We start from the raw sequence: 18,621 nt of genomic DNA, 5'->3' as shown, positions 1-18,621 counted from the left end.
ATGTCGTTCTGGGAAAAATTGCTGAATGCTATCGGTAGCACTGCCGGCAATGCCCTGTCGGCGGTCGTCGAGGCCATTCGCACTGTCTTTGAAGGCGATCCGGAAACGCGCCGCAAGGTGGCGTTTTCCGTTGCTATAATCGCCCTGTCCGCCAAGATGGCGAAGGCAGACGGCGTGGTCACGGAAAACGAGGTCAACGCATTCCGCGAGATCTTCGAATTTCCGCCCGATCAAGCGAAAAATGTCGCTCGTCTCTATAATCTAGCGCGCCAGGATGTGGCCGGTTACGAAGCCTATGCGGAGCGGCTGTCCTCCCTTTGCGAAACCTGCACGGAGAATTGCCCGGTGCTGGAAGACGTGCTCGATGGTCTCTTCCATATCGCCAAGGCTGATGGCCTGATTCATGAGAAGGAAATGGCCTTCCTTCAGCATGTCGCCGAAATCTTCCATATGAGCGAGGGGCGGTTCGAGCAGATCATGGCGCGCCATGTCAATGTTGGCGGCCGCGATCCCTACAAGGTGCTCGGCGTCTCCCGTCAGGACGATTTTCCGACGATTCGCCGCCGCTACCATGGCCTCGTCTATGAGAACCATCCGGATCGCCTCATGTCGCGTGGGGTGCCGGAAGAGTTCCATGCCATCGCCAACGAGCGCATGGCGGCTCTGAATGCGGCTTACGCCGAGATCGAGAAAGAACGCCGCGCAGCATGAGTGCATTCAAGGCCGATTTCGCTCGCGCCCATGTGCAGCCTTCGCCGAACCATGGCGAGAGGCGAGATGGGCGTCGGCCTGACATCATCCTTTTGCACTATACCGGCATGGGCACGGCTGAGGGCGCTCTCGATTGGCTCTGTCGTGCGGAGAGCCAGGTTTCCAGTCATTATTTCGTCTTCGAGGATGGGCGCGTCATGCAGCTTGTCCCGGAAGGGCGCCGAGCGTGGCATGCGGGCAAGAGCTCCTGGCATGGCGAGACCGATATCAATTCATCGTCGATCGGCATCGAGATTGCCAATGCCGGCCATCCCGGCGGACTGCCTGAATTCCCCGATGCGCAGATCGAAGCGGTGATCGAACTGTGTCGCGATTGCGGCCAACGCTGGGCAATCGCGCCCGAACGTGTGCTTGGACACTCCGATGTCGCGCCTGTGCGCAAGGTCGATCCGGGTGAGAAATTCCCCTGGGCGCGGCTGGCTGCGGCCGGTGTCGGGCACTGGGTTGAGCCGGCTTCGATCACCGGCGGTCGCTTCTTCCAGAAGGGCGATATGGGTCAGCCGATCGAGGCCTTGCAGTCGATGCTCTCGCTCTATGGCTACAGCACTGAAATAAATGGCGAATTCTCGGAAAAGCTGAAGGGCGACGTCGAAGCCTTTCAGCGCCATTTCCGGCAGGAGCGCGTGGACGGCATCGCCGACTTTTCGACGATCGATACGCTTCACCGCCTACTGGCCGCGTTGCCCGGCTATTCGTGAATTCGTTCCATCCTGTCATGGGTGTTTATAGCCGGCTATAGATGCAAAAACGCGTAACACCCTGCTACGCCATAGCTTTTCCCTATTATTTCCGCATTGCATTGGTCTAACGGCGCTCGCTGAACGGCGGTCGCGCCGTCTGGGTTTGTGTGTCGCGCGGCCGTAGACGACTAATGGGGACTGTGCACTCCGGCGGCTCTTTTTGCCTCCAGCCGGACGTGATGGCTTTGGCTATCCGCGGTCCCACCCCTGGAGACAAAAGACTACATGAAAAATTTGATTGTTGCGGCTGTGGCATGCATGGGCGTGCTGCTGATGGGATATGATTGCGCCTCTGCGGGCGAGCGCCACGCAAAGCAGAAAACTGTTCCTCTCAAGATCGTCAGCCGCACTACCGGCTTCCCGGTTCCCAATGTTCCCGTCGAATTGCGTGATGCAGAGACCTCCTTCGCACGGCAAAATCGCTACTCCGTATTGATTGCCAAATATGCCAAGCAGAACGGCGTTGCAGTTGAACTCGCGACTGCCGTCATCCGGATCGAAAGCAATTTCAATCCGAAAACTCGTGGAAGTGCAGGCGAAATCGGCCTGATGCAGATCAAGCCGGCGACGGCCAAGCTGATGGGCTATACGGGTCGCGCCCAGGGGCTCTACGATCCTGAAACGAACATCAAGTTCGGCATGAAATATCTCGCCATGGCGCAGGATCTTGGTGGGGGACCGACCTGCAACACCATCCTCAAATACAATGCCGGCCATGGCGCCACGCGCATGAACCCGATCTCGAAGCGCTATTGCGGCAAGGTGCTTGCACTTCTGGACTGACAGCCAAGCCAGGATTCGGGTAGGGCGGAATCGCTTTCCGTGCTATCGAAACCGCGACTATCGGTGAGGGTTACGGTATGGCAGCGGATTTCAGGTTCATCGTCGTCGGTCGAGGCATGATGGGGGCAGCGGCTGCCCGTCACCTGGCCAGACAAACCGACGGCATCGCCGTTATCGGGCCGGATGAACCTGAAGATCGCGCCAATCACCAGGGTGTTTTCGGCAGTCATTATGACGAGGGCCGTATTACCCGCACGATCGATCCGGATACGGATTGGGCTCGTCTCGCAAACCGTTCGATCGGCCGTTATGCGGATATCGAACGAGATAGCGGCATTCAATTCTACGCCCCGGTCGGCTGCCTTGTTGTCGGGCCGAAGCGGGGTGATGAAATAGCTTATGTCGGTGATGTCGTAGAAGCGGCCAGGCGGCTCGGCGTGCAAACCGATATCCTCGATGATGCCGAACTCAAGGTGAAGTTTCCCTTTTTCTCCTTCGCATCGGGAAGCGAAGGGGTTTTCGAACCGCGTGGGGCCGGCCACATCAGCCCGCGCCGGCTCGTCAAGGCACAATCCCTGCTGGCGGAAAAGGCCGGCGCGCGGGTCATCAAGCAGACGGCGCTATCGATCCGCGACGAGGGCGGCCTAGCTGTCGTGACGACCGCCGAGGGAGAGACATTCAGCGCCGAAAAGATATTGCTCGCCGCCGGCGGTTTCTCCATTGCCGAGAATCTCTTGCCGCGACCTGTTGAGATGAAAGTTTATGGCCGCACGGTCACCTTCTTCGAAGTGAGCGAGACGGAAGCCGAAGCCCTTTCCGGCATGCCGTCGCTGATATCCAAGGCAGCCGATGATGTGGACAGCATCTATATGCTGCCGCCGATCCGCTATCCGGACGGCAAATATTACATGAAGATCGGTGGCGATCCCGATGATCTGCAATTCACGACCGAGACGGAGCTGCGTGCCTGGTTCCGCACGGCCGGTCGCGACAAGGCGCGCGAGCATCTGGTGCGCATATTCCACGGGCTAGTCCCGGGCGTCAGACGGCCGCCGGCTTTCACCAATTCCTGTGCCGTTTCCTATTCGCCATCGGGTTACCCGATGATCGGCTACACCTCTTCGCCACGCGTGGCGGTTCTGACGGGCGGCTGTGGCATGGCCGCCAAGAGCTCCGATGAAATCGGCCGGCTCGGGGCGGAACTGCTGCTTACAGGTCGAATCAAGGATGAAGGCTACGGCACGGATTTCTCAGCGTATTTCCGCAATTGACATCCGCTCTTCACAAACCAGCATATTTCGGTGGCAATTGCCGGCGGTCTCGGTTAATGAGCCTGTGCCAGTTGGCTGGGCAGCCGCGCTTCATCAATGCCGAAAGGCGATGGGGTGAGGAAAGTCCGGGCTCCACGGAAACACGGTGCCGGATAACGTCCGGCGGGGGCAACCTCAGGGAAAGTGCCACAGAAAGCAAACCGCCCGATTTTCGGATCGGGTAAGGGTGAAAGGGTGGGGTAAGAGCCCACCGCGTCTCTGGCAACAGCGACGGCACGGAAAACCCCACCGGGAGCAAAACCGAATAGGGATGACACGGAGCGCGCGAGCGCTCCAGCCTGTTTCCGGGCCGGTCATCCGGGTGGGTTGCATGAGGCGTCGCGTAAGCGCCGTCCCAGATGAATGGCTGCCACGTTCCGGCCTTGGCCGGAGCCATACAGAACCCGGCTTACAGGCCAACTGGCAAATCATCGCGTCACTTCGAGCGGCGCGTCCAACGCTTCCGCAACTAATTTTCGAAGCTGTCGAATGCCTTGAATTTCAGGGCTTCCGGGCCTGACGAGCGAAGGTTTTAACCTGTGAAAACAATCCGTTTCGGGACGTATCCTGAAGCCGATCCTAACCTTTCGTTAAACTTAACGTCTTATGAATATTCAGGCTGTGGCCACGTCTGACGTGGCTTCATCCCATTGACGCCCATATGGTCCCATGGTATCCCAAAAGAACACTGCACAAGGGCAAATCAGAGCCCAATCATCGCAAAGCCATGGTCGCTCCTGTTCTGGGGGTGTCGAAGGGGTGTCGGCTCTTTCGGCTTGCGAAGCTGTGTCCGATTTTGGCTGTGCCTGTAAGCGAGTAGCGGCTTGCGGGTCATGGGGGACGGGTGTTTCGCGTCATGAACCGCTTCCTGTCGAATGCGACCAACCGGATCGATGCCAAGGGGCGGGTTTCCGTTCCTGCGGCGTTTCGTTCCGTGCTGGCCGAGCGCAATATCCAGGAGCTGTACTGCTTTCAGGATTTTGTGTTTCCGGCAATCAGTATCGGCGGTCTCGATCTGCTCGATCGCTTCGAGCGGCAGATTGCGGCGGACGATCCGTTTTCGCCGGCGGCGAACCAGATGTCGCTCCTCATTCACGGGGGCGGGGTCTTTATGAAGCTCGATGCGGAAGGGCGGTTGATGGTCACGGATTTCATTCGCGACTTCACCGGAATCGCAAGCGAAGTGACCTTTGTCGGTCGGGCGGATCATTTTCAATTATGGCGACCGGAGGCCTTCCTGGCCTTGCAGTCGCAGGCACGAGAGGAGCGCAGGCTGGCGGGCAGGCGCTCGGAATAGAGCGGGGAAACGGAATGGCGGCGAATTCAGGCGGAGGTTCTTCTGATGTCGGTGGCGGACCGGTTCGCCACATTCCGGTTCTTCTTTCGGAGGTGTTGGAGGCGCTGGCTCCGGCGCCCGGCAAGATCATCCTCGATGGAACGTTCGGGGCTGGCGGCTATACGTCCGCCATTCTTAATGCCGGCGCCGATGTAATCGCGCTTGATCGCGATCCGACGGCAATTGCGGCGGGGCAGGCGCTCGTTTCCGCCCATGCTGGTCATCTCAAACTCGTTCAGTCGCAGTTTTCTCAGCTGGCCGAGCATGCTCCCGAAGGTGGCCTTGATGGCGTCGTGCTCGATATCGGCGTCTCCTCCATGCAGCTCGACGAGGCGGAGCGTGGGTTCTCCTTCAACAAAAACGGTCCGCTCGACATGCGCATGTCGGCAAGCGGCGTATCGGCTGCCGATGTCGTCAACCGTGCAAAGCTTGCCGATCTCATTCGCATTTTTGTGTTTCTAGGCGAGGAAAAGCAGGCGCCGCGTATCGCGCATGCGATCGAGAAGCGGCGTACGGAAGTCCCTTTCGTGACCACCCGCGATCTGGCAGGTCTGATCGAGGTCGTCACGCCGCGAAAGGCGAAGGATAAGATCCATCCTGCGACGCGGGTTTTTCAGGCTCTGCGCATTTTCGTCAACGACGAGCTCGGTGAGCTGGCTCAGGCATTGTTCGCAGCCGAGCGCGCCCTCAAGCCGGGTGGGCGCCTTGTCGTCGTGACCTTCCATTCGCTGGAAGACCGGATCGTCAAGAAGTTCTTCGCCGATCGCTCGGGCCGTGCTGTTGGGTCGCGTCATATGCCTATCGTAACCGAGCGGCCCGCCACCTTCGAGCCGGTCGGCAAGTCGATGATTTCTGCGAGCGATGCCGAGGCGGAAGTCAATCCGCGCGCTCGTTCGGCCAAGTTGCGTGCGGGGGTTCGCACCTTGGCTCCGGCGGAGGCGGCAGATCTTTCGATCTTCGATCTGCCCAGTCTCGCCAGTCTTGGAAAGCTTGGGGGCTAAAATGCTGAAGACCTTTGACATCGTGCTGATCGGCGTCATGACGGCAATGGCCAGCGTGACCTATACGATCAAGCATCGTGCCGAGCTGAAGCTGGAAGAGGTTCATCGCCTCGAATCCGAAATCAAGCTTGAGAGGGATACGATCGATCTCCTCAAGGCGGACTGGGCGCTGGTTTCGCAGCCGAACCGGCTGGAACGCCTGGTCAATAATTACAATAGCGAACTTCAGCTGCAGCCGACGCTCTCGACGGCGATCGTTCAGCCGAGTGAATTGCCGATGCTGCGCTCGCAGCTTCCGCCGCCAACGGTAACGGCCTCCAATGATCCGAAGAGCGGCAAGGCAGGCGGTGCCAAGAGCGGTGCGTCGGTGGCCTCGAGCAATGGCGATACGACGGATGCGCAGATCAGGAAGGCCATCGCCGATGTCGCCGCTGCGCCGGCGCCGCGACCGAAGCCGCCCGCTCTTGCCAAGCGCAAGAAGCCGGATGTCGACAATATGGCAACGGGATCGGTGAGGGATTAATGTCTTTTCTTTCGCGTATCATGGTCCTGAAGAGCAAGGCCCATTTCTCCACAGACGGCAACAATCGCCCCAACGATGGATTTTCCCGTTCGACATTCGAGGGTGCGCGCAAGCGCAAGTCCAACCAGGCAAAAAGCCGTGTCGTACTGCTGGTGGGGAGTTTCATCGCAATCTACTGCGTGATTGGTGGTCGTATTGCGCAATTTGCCATGACCAAACCAGATATTACGTCAAGCATTCTGCCGCCGGATCGGCTGATGGCCTCGCGTCCTGATATCGTCGACCGCAATGGCGCCCTGCTGGCAACCGACATCCGTACGGTCTCGCTGTTTGCCGAGCCGAACAAGATCATCGACGCGGACGAAGCTGTCGAGGAATTGCGCAAGGTTCTACCGGATCTCGATACCAAATCCACTTACAAGAAGCTTTCGGCGAAGTCCTCGCACTTTGCCTGGCTGCGTCGGCAGCTGACGCCGAAGCAGCAGAACCAGATTTTGGCACTGGGCATTCCCGGCATCGGCTTCCGTCCCGAGAAACGCCGCTTCTATCCGGGCGGGACGACCGCCCCCCACATTCTCGGCTACGTGAATATCGACAATCGCGGCGTTGCCGGAATGGAGAAATATATCGACGACCAGGGGCTCGCCGACCTCGCTGCCGCGGGCATGACCAACGATCAGCCGCTGCAGCCGGTGAAGCTTTCGATCGATCTGCGCGTGCAGGGCATCGTTCGTGATGCGGTCGTCAATGCTGTCAAGAATTTCCAGGCCAAGGGCGCGGGTGCAGCGGTTCTTGACGTCCATACCGGCGAGGTTCTCGGCATGGCCTCGGCTCCGGATTTCGATCCGAACTATCCGAATGAGGGCGCCACGGAAGGTTGGCTTAATCGCATGACGAACGGCACGTTCGAAATGGGATCGACTTTTAAGACCTTCACCATGGCGATGGCGCTGGATGATGGCAAGGTGACGTTGCGTAACGCCTTCGATGCCACCAACCCCATCCGTATTGGTGGCTTTACCATCAAGGATTTCCACGGCCAGCGGCGCGTTTTGACCGTTCCCGAAATTTTCCAGTACTCCTCGAATATCGGTACGGCCAAGATTGCCGATCTCGTCGGTATCGAAGGCCATAAGGAATTTCTCACCCGTATCGGCCTGCTCACGAAGATGCAGACCGAATTGCCCGAGGTGAAAATGCCGTCGCAGCCACGCGTCTGGAAGAAGATCAATTCTATTACGATCTCCTTCGGTCACGGTGTCTCGACGACGCCGCTGCAGACAGCTGTCGCGGGAGCGGCACTTGTCAATGGCGGTAAGCTGATCGAGCCGACCTTCCTGCCGCGCACGCGCGACCAGGCCGACGCAATCGCCAAGATGGTTGTCAAGAAGAGCACCAGCGATGACGTGCGCTTCCTGCTTGAGTTCAACGGCACCAGGGGTTCGGGTCGTAACGCGCGCGTTCCCGGCTACAATGTCGGCAGCAAGACCGGCACGGCCGATAAGGTGGTCAACGGCCGGTATTCCAATACGCTGAACTTCAATACCTTCATGGCCGTGTTTCCGATCGACAATCCGCAATACATTGTCATGACCTTCATCGACGAGCCGAAGAGCGGCGAGCGCGGCGGCGGGACGATTTCGGCCTTCACGGCCTTGCCGATCGCCCGTGATATCGTCGCCCGCGCGGCGCCGATTCTCGGGGTGCAGCCCAATTTTGGAAAAGATGACTCGGCCTTGCTGGCGTCTTATTAAGCGTGAAAGAATACACACGTCGATTCGCGAGGGGCGGACTGATCGAGAAGGCGAAAAGTACATTCGATGAACTTGCGGGATATTGCCGGAAATGAGTTTCCGGAACTCAACACACATATTGGCGGAGCGCTTGGCGATCTTGAGATAAGCGGGATCTCCGCCGATAGCCGTAAGGTGGCGCCAGGCGTGGCTTTTGTTGCCGTCGCCGGCACGAAGGCGGATGGAGCAAGTTTCATTGCCGATGCAGTTTCGCGCGGTGCCTCAGTTATAGTTGCTGGTCATGCGGCCGATGCCGGTAATGTGCCATTGCTGCAGGTTGGCGAGCCGCGCCGATTCCTCGCTGTCGCCGCTTCCCGCTTCTACGGGCGTCAGCCCGAAACGATGGTGGCGGTGACGGGAACTGCGGGCAAGACCTCCGTTGCATCTTTCACGCGCCAGATCTGGGCCTATGTCGGCCATCCGGCCGCCATGATAGGTACAACAGGCGTCGTTTCTCCGTTCCGCAATGAATATGGCGCGTTGACGACGCCCGATCCGGTGTCGCTGCACAAGCTTCTTGCCGAATTGGCGGACGAGGGCGTTACCCATGCGGCCATGGAAGCATCCAGCCATGGCCTCGATCAGTTCCGACTCGACGGCGTGAAGCTTGCCGCCGCCGCGTTCACCAATCTCGGCCGTGATCACATGGATTATCATCCGACGGTCGAGGACTATATGGCCGCCAAGATGCGGCTGTTCCGCGACTTGCTGCCGAAGGGTTCGCCAGCCGTTATCTTTGCCGATGATGTTTGGTCTGCGTCGGCGATTGCCGCCGCACAGGCGGCCGGGCATGATGTCCAAACTGTCGGGCGCAAGGGCGATTTCCTGACGTTGAAGCGCGTCGAGCACTTCCGCCATAAGCAGATCGCCGAGGTGCATGTCGGCGACGACATCTTCGAGGTTCATATCCCGCTTGCCGGAGATTTCCAGATCGCCAATGCGCTGGTCGCCGCCGGTCTCGCGATCTCGACCGGTGTTGCCGCGCCGGTTGCCATGGCCGCGCTGGAGAAGCTGGTCGGTGCGTCGGGTCGTCTGGAACTCGTTGGTCACACGCATGACGGCGCGCTTGCCTATGTCGACTATGCCCATAAGCCGGATGCGCTTGAAAACGTCCTGAATTCGGTGCGGCCGTTCACGACGGGACGCGTCATTGTCGTCTTCGGCTGCGGCGGCGACCGCGATCGCGGCAAGCGTCCGATCATGGGCGAGATCGCCTGCCGTCTTGCCGATGTCGTCGTTGTCACCGACGACAATCCGCGCTCGGAAGATCCGGCAACGATCCGTGCGGAAATCATGGCGGCTGCAGCCTGCGCGACCGAGATCGGTGATCGCGCCGAAGCGATCCGCAAAGCTGTCGGCCTGCTGAAATCCGGCGACACGCTGATCGTCGCCGGTAAGGGGCATGAGGAAGGTCAGACGATCGGCAGCGTCACGCTGCCGTTCTCCGACCATGCCGAGTTGCGCAAAGCATTGGAGGATTTGAAGTCTTGAGCTGGTTATGGACAACTGAGGATCTGATCGCTGCAATCTCCGGCCGCTCTTTCGGAGCGTTGCCGGAGGGCATTACGGGCATTTCCATAGACAGTCGCTCCATCCAGCCTGGGGAAGCCTTTTTCGCCATCAAGGGCGATCGCGTCGATGGTCATGACTATGCCAATATCGCTATGGCGAACGGTGCAGCCTTCATCGTCATCAGCGAGGCGCGCCTGCCTGCCATGGGCAGTCTGACCGTACCGAAGGTTGTCGTGGATGACGTCTTGGCGGCGCTTGCGCGGCTCGGTGTTGCCGCCCGCAAGCGCACGCAGGCGAAGATCATCGCCGTCACGGGTTCGGTCGGCAAGACGACAACCAAGGAGATGCTGCGGCGCGCGCTGACCCCGTCAGGCAAGGTGCATGCCTCCGTTGCTTCCTTCAACAATCATTGGGGCGTCCCGCTGACGCTGGCGCGTATGCCCGAGGACACCGATTTCGGCGTTTTCGAGATCGGTATGAACCATCCCGAAGAGATCAGGCCGCTGGTCAAGATGGTGCAGCCGCATGTGGCGATCATCACCACGATCGCGCCGGCTCATCTCGGCAACTTCAATAGTATCAGTGAGATCGCCGCCGCCAAGGCGGAAATTTTCGACGGCGTCGTGCCTGGTGGCCATGCCATTCTCAATCACGACAACGATCAGTTCGAGATGCTGGAGAAGGCTGCCATGGCAGCCGGTATCGAGCATATCCACAGCTTCGGCCAGCATGCGAAGGCGGATGTCCGTCTTGCCGAGTTCAATGCTTCTGAAGAGAATTCAACGCTTTGGTTGACGATCGGCGGCGAGACCATGGAGGTGGCGCTTGGCGCACCTGGGCGCCATATCGCGGAAAATGCACTCGCCGTACTTGGCGCCGTCATGCTCGTCGAAGCTGATCTCGACCAGGCGGTCGATGCGCTAGCGGACCTGCAGCCGGAAAAGGGCAGGGGACAACGCCACAAGCGCGCGATCGGCAACGGCTATTTCACGCTGATCGACGAAAGCTATAACGCCAATCCCGCTTCCATGCGCGCGGCCATCGCGCTGCTAGCGACGACCTCTCCGCATGCGGGAGCCGGCGGCCGGCCGGGTAGGCGGGTCGCCATGCTCGGCGACATGTTGGAAATGGGGGATTATGCCCAGCGCGTTCATGCCAACCTTGCAGGGCCGCTGCTTGCGGCCGGTATCGAGCATGTCTGGCTGGCAGGTCCGGAGATGGCGGCTTTGAGGGATGAGCTGCCGGAAAGTGTTCATGTCGAATATCACGAGACGACTGAGGAGCTCTCGGAATTCGCGCTCAATTCTGTCGCCCCCGGCGATGTCTTGATGGTGAAATCGTCGCTGGGAATGGGATTCGGAAAGATCATCGCGGGCTTGCTTGACAAATTTCCCGCATTTTCCGACACGGGCCCCCACACCCATCAGGGGCTTTAGAAAGGGCTCTTATGCTGATCTGGCTTGCCGAACTGTCGGACCATATTCATTTTTTCAGTACCCACTTCAGATTCCTCAATCTGTTCAGATACATCACGTTTCGTACCGGCGGTGCCCTGTTCACGTCAGCGTTGATCGTTTTTCTCTTCGGGCCGCGAATCATCTCTTCCCTGCGCGTGCGTCAGGGCAAAGGGCAGCCGATCCGCGCCGACGGTCCGCAGACGCATTTCAAGAAGGCCGGCACCCCGACTATGGGTGGCTTGATGATTCTGGCCGGCATCGTCGTCTCGTCGCTGCTTTGGGCTGATCTTGCCAACGTTTATGTCGTTGCCACCCTGCTCGTGACGCTCGGTTTCGGCGCGATCGGCTTCTATGACGACTATCTCAAGGTGACCAAGCAGAGCGACAAGGGCTTTTCCGGCCGCGCGCGCCTCGGTATCGAATTCGTCATCGCGGCGATTGCTGTGTATTTTATGATGACGACGGCGCTGTCCTCCGGTCCGGCCGGCTCTACCTTCGGCTCGTCGGTCGCCTTCCCCTTCTTCAAGAGCCTGTTGCTCAATCTTGGCATGTTCTTCGTGTTTTTCGGTGCATTCGTCATCGTTGCCGCCGGGAATGCCGTCAATCTGACCGATGGTCTCGACGGGCTTGCTATCGTGCCCGTCATGATCGCAGCCGCGTCCTTCGGCGTCATCTCCTATCTCGCCGGCAACTTCGTCTTTGCCGATTACTTGGCGATCAATTTCGTGCCGGGTACGGGTGAGTTGGCCGTAGTCCTTGGTGCCGTCATCGGCGCCGGCCTCGGTTTCCTCTGGTTCAATGCGCCGCCGGCGGCCATCTTCATGGGCGATACCGGCTCGCTGGCACTCGGCGGCATGATCGGCTCGGTCGCCGTCGCCACCAAGCACGAGATCGTCATGGCGATCATCGGCGGTCTCTTCGTGCTCGAGGCGCTTTCCGTCATCATTCAGGTCGGTTTCTTCAAGATGACGAAGCGCCGCGTCTTCCTGATGGCGCCCATCCACCATCACTTCGAGAAGAAGGGCTGGACGGAAAGCCAGGTCGTCGTGCGTTTCTGGATCGTCGCCGTCATCCTGGCGATGATCGGCCTCTCCACCCTGAAGCTGCGGTGAGGCGTCGATGATTCCTATCTCCACGCTGAAAGGAAAGAAGGTCGCTCTCTTCGGCCTCGGCGGCTCCGGCTTTGCCACGGCGCGCGCTCTCGTTGCAGGCGGCGCCGATGTCACGGCCTGGGACGATAATCCGGACAGCGTGGCGAAGGTGGCTGCCGAAGGGATAGCGGTCGCCGATCTGAGAACGATCGACTGGAACGGCCTGTCGGTATTCGTTTTGTCGCCCGGCGTGCCGCTGACGCATCCAAAGCCACACTGGACCGTCGATCTCGCTCATGCAGCCGGCGTCGAGATCATAGGCGACGTGGAGCTTTTCGTCAGGGAGCGGCGGGCGCATGCGCCGGATTGCCCTTTCATCGCCATCACCGGGACGAATGGCAAATCGACGACGACTGCGCTGATCGCTCATATCCTGCAATCAAGCGGCCGCGACACACAGCTCGGCGGCAATATCGGTACGGCGGTGCTGACGCTCGATCCGCCGAAGGCCGGACGTTTCTACGTTGTTGAATGCTCCTCCTATCAGATCGATCTGGCGCCGACGCTCAATCCTTCGGCGGGCATTCTCTTGAACCTGACACCCGATCATCTAGATCGGCATGGCACGATGCAGCATTATGCCGACATCAAAGAGCGGCTTGTCGCGGGCAGCGACGTCGCTGTCGTCGGTGTCGACGACAGCCATTCCTCCCTGATCGCCGACCGCATCGAGCGAGCCGGCGGCAAGGTCACACGAATTTCGCGCCGGCACGCATTGGCGGATGGCCTCTATGGTGAAGGTAGCCGCATCCTGCGGGCGTCGAATGGTGCGGCAAGCGAAATCGCCGATCTCGACGGTATTCAAACGCTGCGCGGCGGCCATAATGCACAGAATGCGGCAGCGGCAATCGCCGCCTGCCTCGCCGTCGGCGTTTCTGCGGAGGAAATTCGCGCTGGTCTGAAATCCTTCCCGGGGCTCAAGCATCGCATGCAACCCGTTGGGAAGCGCAGGCGCGTCGTCTTCGTCAACGATTCCAAGGCGACCAATGCGGATGCGGCAGCGCCTGCGCTTTCGAGCTACGAGAATATCTACTGGATCGCCGGCGGCCTGCCTAAGGAGGGTGGCATCACCAGTCTGGCGCCGCTCTTCCCGCGTATCGCCAAGGCCTATCTGATCGGTGAAGCGGCACCCGCCTTTGCGGCGACGCTCGGCGATCAGGTGCCTTATGAAATTTCCGGCACACTGGAACGCGCCGTGGCACATGCCGCCGCGGACGCTGACAGGGACGAACGTGAGTCTGCGGCGGTGATGCTGTCACCGGCCTGCGCAAGCTTCGATCAGTATAAGAATTTCGAGGTCAGGGGCGACGCCTTCGTCAGCCATGTCGCTGCTATCGATGGCGTCACCATGCTGATCGGTTCAGCAACTGGAGGCAAATGATATGGTAAGCCGCGTTGAACGTGGGGCCTTGGCCGAATGGTTCTGGACCATCGACCGCGTGTTTCTCGCCCTTTTCATCCTCTTGATCGGCATCGGCTTCATGCTGTCCTTCGCGGCTTCGCCGGCGGTGGCGGAGCGCATCGGGCTTGAGCCGTTCCACTTCGTCAAGCGCCACGCCCTCTTCCTCGTCCCGGCGATCGCGGCGATGATCGGCATTTCCTTCATGACGCCCCGACAGGTGCGAAGGACCGCCGTCATCCTGCTGATCGTGTCGCTGGCCATGATGCTTTTCGCGCTTTTCTTCGGCATCGAGGTCAAGGGCTCGCGGCGCTGGGTCAATATCGCCGCCTTGTCGATCCAGCCTTCGGAATTCATGAAGCCGGCTTTCGTCGTCGTCTGCGCCTGGCTGTTTTCCGAACATGCGCGCCAGCCGGAGATCCCCGGCAATCTCTTCGCCATCATTCTTTTCGGAATCGTCGTCGCCTTGCTCGTCGCCCAGCCTGACCTTGGCCAGACCATCCTGACGACTGCCGTCTGGGGCGGCATGTTCTTCATGGCCGGCATGCCCTGGCTGTGGATCATCGTGCTTGGCGGTCTTGGCGCGGGCGGTTTCGTCACCGCTTATTATGTGTTCGATCACGTCGCGCAGCGCGTGAACAAGTTCCTAACCGGCGAGGGCGATACGTTTCAGGTCGATACCGCCAAGGAAGCGATCGTCCATGGCACCTGGTTCGGTGTCGGCCCGGGCGAGGGCACCGTCAAGCGCATCATTCCGGACGCCCATACCGACTTCATCTTTTCGGTCGCGGCTGAAGAGTTCGGCGCCATCTTCTGCATGGTGCTCGTGCTGATCTTCGCCTTCCTCGTGCTGCGCGGCCTGTCGCATGCCTACAAGGAGAAGAACGATTTCAACCGTTTTGCCGTCGCCGGGCTGGTGCTGCAGATCGGCATCCAGTCGATCATCAACATCGGCGTGAACCTGCAGCTGCTGCCGGCGAAAGGCATGACGCTGCCGCTGATTTCTTACGGCGGTTCGTCGATGACCGCGATCTGCGTGACGGCGGGCTTCATTCTGGCGCTGACGCGTCATAGGCCGGAAAAGCGTGCGCAGGATCGGACAATGTTCCGCGTGACACATGGTTTGCCGGCGGAGTGAGCGTCTTGGGACTACCGGCCATCTGCTCCTCATATCTCCTGCCTGCCGCTCATTCTCCGGTCGCTTTTCCCGAAGCACCGGTCTATGAGGGGGGCTTGGCCCGCGCCGATGACGCGGTCGGGGCGACTTCCTATATTAGGGAGATGCCCCGAGTAGTGGGGTATTCGCGGGAGCGAAAATTATGAGTAAAGGCATTGTCCTTCTTGCCGCCGGCGGTACCGGCGGCCACGTATTTCCGGCCGAAGCACTGGCCTATAAGCTGAAAGAGCGCGGCTATTCCGTGCACCTCGTCACCGACAGCCGTGCCGAACGCTATGCCGGCAAATTCCCGGCCGACGAGATCCATGTCGTGCCCTCCGCAACGATCGGTTCGAAGAACCCCGTTAAGGTCGCGCAAGCCCTCTGGACGCTGTGGACCGGCATGCGCGCAGCGCGCAAGCTGATCCAGCGCATCAAGCCCGTCTGCGTCGTCGGCTTCGGTGGCTATCCGACAGTTCCGCCGCTTCTCGCGGCGACGCGTATGGGCGTACCATCCATGCTGCATGAACAGAATGCGGTCATGGGCCGCGCCAACAAGATGCTGGCGACGCGCGTGCGTGCGATTGCCGGCGGCTTCCTCACGGAAAACGGCGCGTTTGCCGAGAAGACGGTGACCACGGGCAATCCCGTGCGTCCGGCCGTCATCGAGGCGGCCAAGCGTCCGTATGTGCCATCTGGTCCGGAAGATTCGTTTAACCTCGTCGTGTTCGGCGGCAGCCAGGGAGCACAATATTTCTCCAAGGCCGTACCGACAGCTATCAGCCTGCTTGAGGAGCCGCTGCGCAAGCGCCTGCGGATCACTCAGCAGGTGCGCCCTGAGGATATGGAGACGGTCAATAGCTGCACGAGAAAGCTTGAGATGGGCGCCGATGTCGCGCCGTTCTTCAACGACATGGCGGAGCGCATCGGTGCTGCGCATCTGGTTCTCTGCCGCTCCGGCGCCTCCACGGTTTCGGAGCTTGCCGTCATCGGGCGCCCGGCGATCCTGGTTCCCTATCCGCATGCGCTCGATCACGACCAAGCAGCCAATGCGGCCGCACTCGCGGCAACCGGCGGTGTCAAGGTCATCGCGCAGTCGGAACTGACGCCGGAGAAACTTTCCACCATCCTGCGCGGTGCCATGACCATGCCGGAAAAGCTCGCAAAGATGGCGGCATCAGCCAAGCAGGCAGGCAAACCGGATGCGGCAAACTTGCTTGCCGACATGGTTGAGGCTATTGCCGCGGGACGTTCAATTCAGCAATTCAAGGGGGCAGGCGCATGAAGCTGCCGAAGGCAATCGGCCTTGTGCATTTTATCGGTATTGGTGGCATCGGAATGAGCGGTATCGCCGAGGTTCTGCATAACCTCGGCCATCGCGTACAGGGTTCCGATCAATCGGAAAGCGCCAACGTGCAGCGTCTGCGCGATAAGGGCATTCCGGTCCATATCGGCCACAAGGCTGAGAACCTCGGCGATGCCGAAGTCGTCGTTGTCTCCACGGCCATCAAGAAGAGCAATCCCGAGCTCGTGGCCGCGCGTGAAAAGTTGCTGCCGGTCGTGCGCCGTGCCGAAATGCTCGCCGAGCTGATGCGCTTCCGCAACGCCATTGCCATCGGTGGCACGCATGGCAAGACCACGACGACATCGCTGGTGGCGACGCTTTTGGAGGCCGGTGGTCTCGATCCCACAGTCATTAATGGCGGCATCATCAATGCCTATGGCACCAATGCGCGCATGGGCGAGGGTGAGTGGATGGTGGTCGAGGCCGATGAATCGGACGGCACCTTCCTGAAGCTGCCGGCCGATGTCGCTGTTGTCACCAATATCGATCCCGAACATCTTGACCATTACGGCAATTTCGATGCCGTGCGTGCCGCCTTCCGGCAGTTCGTCGAGAACGTACCGTTCTACGGTTTCGGCGTCATGTGTATCGACCATCCGGAAGTGCAGTCGCTTGTGGGGCGCATCGAGGACCGCAAGGTGATCACCTATGGCGAGAACCCGCAGGCCGACGTGCGCTTCTCGAATGTACGGATCGATGGTACGCGTTCGCTGTTCGATATCGAAATTCGCAAGCGCCGCACCGGCAAGGTGATCCAGATCAAGGATCTCGTCATGCCGATGCCTGGTCGCCACAATATTTCCAATGCGACGGCTGCCGTCGCTGTTGCCAACCGGCTGGGGATTTCCAGCGAAGCGATCGCCAAGGGGCTTGCATCCTTCGGTGGCGTCAAGCGCCGCTTCACGCTGACCGGCGAATGGAATGGGGTCAAGGTCTTCGACGATTACGGTCACCACCCCGTCGAAATCAAGGCGGTGCTGAAGGCGGCGCGCGAAGCCTGCAAGGGCCGCATCATCGCCGTCCACCAGCCGCATCGCTATACGCGCCTTTCGAGCCTCTTCGAGGAATTTGCAGCCTGCTTCAACGATGCCGACAGCATCTTCCTGGCGCCTGTCTATGCCGCTGGCGAAGAGCCGATCGAGGGCGTGGATTCGCAAACGCTGGTTTCGCGTATCAAAGCCAGCGGTCATCGCGATGCACGCTTTCTGCAATCACAGGAAGATCTTGCCGCCATGGTTGCAGAGATTGCGCAGCCAGGGGATTTTGTGGTTCTGTTGGGGGCTGGTAGCATCACGTATTGGGCAGCATCATTGCCAAAGGAATTGGAAGGCCTCTCGGGTAAGTCCGCATGAAACAAGTAGATGGGGAAAAGCTTCTGGCGTCGCTCGGCGACGGTGTAAAGGACATCAGGGGACGGCTGACGCCGGACGCTCCGATGGATCGCGTAACGTGGTTCCGTGCCGGCGGGTTGGCTGAACTGATGTTCCAGCCGCATGATACGGACGATCTCGTTGCGTTCCTGAAGATCTTGCCGGAAGACGTGCCGCTGACGGTCGTTGGCGTGGGTTCGAACATATTGGTGCGTGACGGCGGCATTCCGGGTGTCGTCCTCAGGCTTTCGGCCAAGGGCTTCGGCTCGGTCGAGCTGGCCGGCGAGAACCGCATTCTGGCCGGTGCGATCTGCCCGGACAAGCACGTCGCAGCCATGGCGATGGATAACAGCATCGGCGGTTTCCATTTCTATTACGGTATTCCCGGGAGCATCGGCGGTGCCGCGCGGATGAATGCTGGCGCCAATGGTGCCGAAACCCGCGAGCGCGTCATCGAAGTGCATGCGGTCGATCGCAAGGGCGACAAGCATATCCTGACCAACGCCGAGATGGGTTACAGCTACCGCCATTCCGATGCATCTGAAGATCTGATCTTTACCCATGTCCTCTTCGAGGGATATCCGGAGGATCGTGCCAAGATCCGTACCGAGATGGATGCCGTGCGCGCGCATCGCGAGACGGTGCAGCCGGTACGCGAAAAGACCGGCGGCTCGACCTTCAAGAATCCGGACGGTTTCTCTGCCTGGAAGCTGATCGACGAGGCGGGTTGCCGTGGCCTGGTCATTGGTGGCGCCCAGATGTCGTCGCTGCATTGCAACTTCATGATCAACATGGAGCAGGCGACGGGCTACGATCTGGAATATCTCGGCGAGCAGGTGCGTCGCGAGGTTTTTGAAAAATCCGGCATCAAGCTGGAGTGGGAAATCAAGCGTCTCGGAAACTTCATGCCGGGTCGGGAGGTCCGCCCGTTCCAGGGTGTGACGACCGAGTAGGTCCCGACTGCAATTGGTGCC

Annotated in this window: 16 protein-coding genes and 1 other RNA gene; all 17 read left to right on the top strand. The window is 59.9% G+C overall.

The features are described 5' to 3' along the window. Window positions 1-711 carry a J domain-containing protein gene (locus FHT85_RS02245; RefSeq protein WP_112334471.1) on the top strand — a complete coding sequence of 237 codons (711 nt, stop codon included), beginning with the start codon at window positions 1-3 and terminating at the stop codon, window positions 709-711. Beyond that, on the top strand, window positions 708-1,469 hold the full coding sequence (locus tag FHT85_RS02240; RefSeq protein WP_112411678.1) for an N-acetylmuramoyl-L-alanine amidase: 762 nt from the start codon (window positions 708-710) through the stop codon (window positions 1,467-1,469). Before FHT85_RS02245 ends, FHT85_RS02240 begins: the two co-directional genes overlap by 4 nt. Before the next feature lie 267 nt (window positions 1,470-1,736). Then, window positions 1,737-2,294, top strand: coding sequence for a lytic transglycosylase domain-containing protein (locus FHT85_RS02235; protein WP_112334474.1), 558 nt, complete (start codon window positions 1,737-1,739; stop codon window positions 2,292-2,294). A 77-nt stretch (window positions 2,295-2,371) separates the two neighbouring features. Then, entirely contained in the window at window positions 2,372-3,565 is a 1,194-nt protein-coding gene (locus tag FHT85_RS02230; RefSeq protein ID WP_112411679.1) for an NAD(P)/FAD-dependent oxidoreductase, read from the top strand. Window positions 3,566-3,632: 67 nt separating this feature from the next. Then, window positions 3,633-4,032, top strand: an RNA gene (gene rnpB / locus FHT85_RS02225) — RNase P RNA component class A. Between the two features lie 428 nt (window positions 4,033-4,460). Beyond that, window positions 4,461-4,901 carry a division/cell wall cluster transcriptional repressor MraZ gene (gene mraZ, locus FHT85_RS02220; protein ID WP_112334477.1) on the top strand — a complete coding sequence of 147 codons (441 nt, stop codon included), beginning with the start codon at window positions 4,461-4,463 and terminating at the stop codon, window positions 4,899-4,901. Window positions 4,902-4,915: 14 nt separating this feature from the next. Further along, window positions 4,916-5,941: a 16S rRNA (cytosine(1402)-N(4))-methyltransferase RsmH gene (gene rsmH / locus FHT85_RS02215; protein WP_112411680.1), complete on the top strand. Its 1,026-nt coding sequence runs from the start codon at window positions 4,916-4,918 to the stop codon at window positions 5,939-5,941. Between the two features lies 1 nt (window position 5,942). Next, entirely contained in the window at window positions 5,943-6,464 is a 522-nt protein-coding gene (locus FHT85_RS02210; protein WP_112334480.1) for a hypothetical protein, read from the top strand. Continuing rightward, complete coding sequence (locus FHT85_RS02205; protein ID WP_112334482.1) at window positions 6,464-8,218, top strand: peptidoglycan D,D-transpeptidase FtsI family protein; 1,755 nt, start codon at window positions 6,464-6,466, stop codon at window positions 8,216-8,218. Before FHT85_RS02210 ends, FHT85_RS02205 begins: the two co-directional genes overlap by 1 nt. 66 nt (window positions 8,219-8,284) lie before the next feature. Beyond that, on the top strand, window positions 8,285-9,748 hold the full coding sequence (locus FHT85_RS02200) for a UDP-N-acetylmuramoyl-L-alanyl-D-glutamate--2,6-diaminopimelate ligase (protein WP_112411681.1): 1,464 nt from the start codon (window positions 8,285-8,287) through the stop codon (window positions 9,746-9,748). After that, window positions 9,745-11,205, top strand: a complete 1,461-nt coding sequence (locus FHT85_RS02195; RefSeq protein ID WP_112411682.1) for a UDP-N-acetylmuramoylalanyl-D-glutamyl-2,6-diaminopimelate--D-alanyl-D-alanine ligase — start codon at window positions 9,745-9,747, stop codon at window positions 11,203-11,205. Before FHT85_RS02200 ends, FHT85_RS02195 begins: the two co-directional genes overlap by 4 nt. Window positions 11,206-11,216: 11 nt before the next feature. Then, window positions 11,217-12,338 carry a phospho-N-acetylmuramoyl-pentapeptide-transferase gene (gene mraY / locus FHT85_RS02190; protein WP_112334486.1) on the top strand — a complete coding sequence of 374 codons (1,122 nt, stop codon included), beginning with the start codon at window positions 11,217-11,219 and terminating at the stop codon, window positions 12,336-12,338. Between the two features lie 7 nt (window positions 12,339-12,345). Continuing rightward, window positions 12,346-13,758: a UDP-N-acetylmuramoyl-L-alanine--D-glutamate ligase gene (gene murD / locus FHT85_RS02185; protein WP_112411683.1), complete on the top strand. Its 1,413-nt coding sequence runs from the start codon at window positions 12,346-12,348 to the stop codon at window positions 13,756-13,758. A gap of 1 nt (window position 13,759) precedes the next feature. Continuing rightward, on the top strand, window positions 13,760-14,914 hold the full coding sequence (gene ftsW, locus FHT85_RS02180) for a putative lipid II flippase FtsW (RefSeq protein WP_015340353.1): 1,155 nt from the start codon (window positions 13,760-13,762) through the stop codon (window positions 14,912-14,914). A gap of 181 nt (window positions 14,915-15,095) precedes the next feature. After that, window positions 15,096-16,217, top strand: a complete 1,122-nt coding sequence (gene murG, locus FHT85_RS02175; protein ID WP_112411684.1) for an undecaprenyldiphospho-muramoylpentapeptide beta-N-acetylglucosaminyltransferase — start codon at window positions 15,096-15,098, stop codon at window positions 16,215-16,217. Beyond that, window positions 16,214-17,629, top strand: coding sequence for a UDP-N-acetylmuramate--L-alanine ligase (murC, locus tag FHT85_RS02170; RefSeq protein WP_112411685.1), 1,416 nt, complete (start codon window positions 16,214-16,216; stop codon window positions 17,627-17,629). The genes murG and murC overlap by 4 nt, the downstream gene beginning before the upstream one ends. Further along, window positions 17,626-18,600, top strand: coding sequence for a UDP-N-acetylmuramate dehydrogenase (gene murB / locus FHT85_RS02165; protein WP_112411686.1), 975 nt, complete (start codon window positions 17,626-17,628; stop codon window positions 18,598-18,600). Before murC ends, murB begins: the two co-directional genes overlap by 4 nt. Window positions 18,601-18,621 lie beyond the last annotated feature (21 nt).

Origin of the sequence: Rhizobium sp. BK312 (assembly GCF_014193605.1) — a bacterium.
GTDB lineage: Bacteria > Pseudomonadota > Alphaproteobacteria > Rhizobiales > Rhizobiaceae > Rhizobium.
The sequence above is the reverse complement of the archived record's forward strand: the minus strand, read 5'-3'. Positions and strand labels throughout refer to the sequence as shown.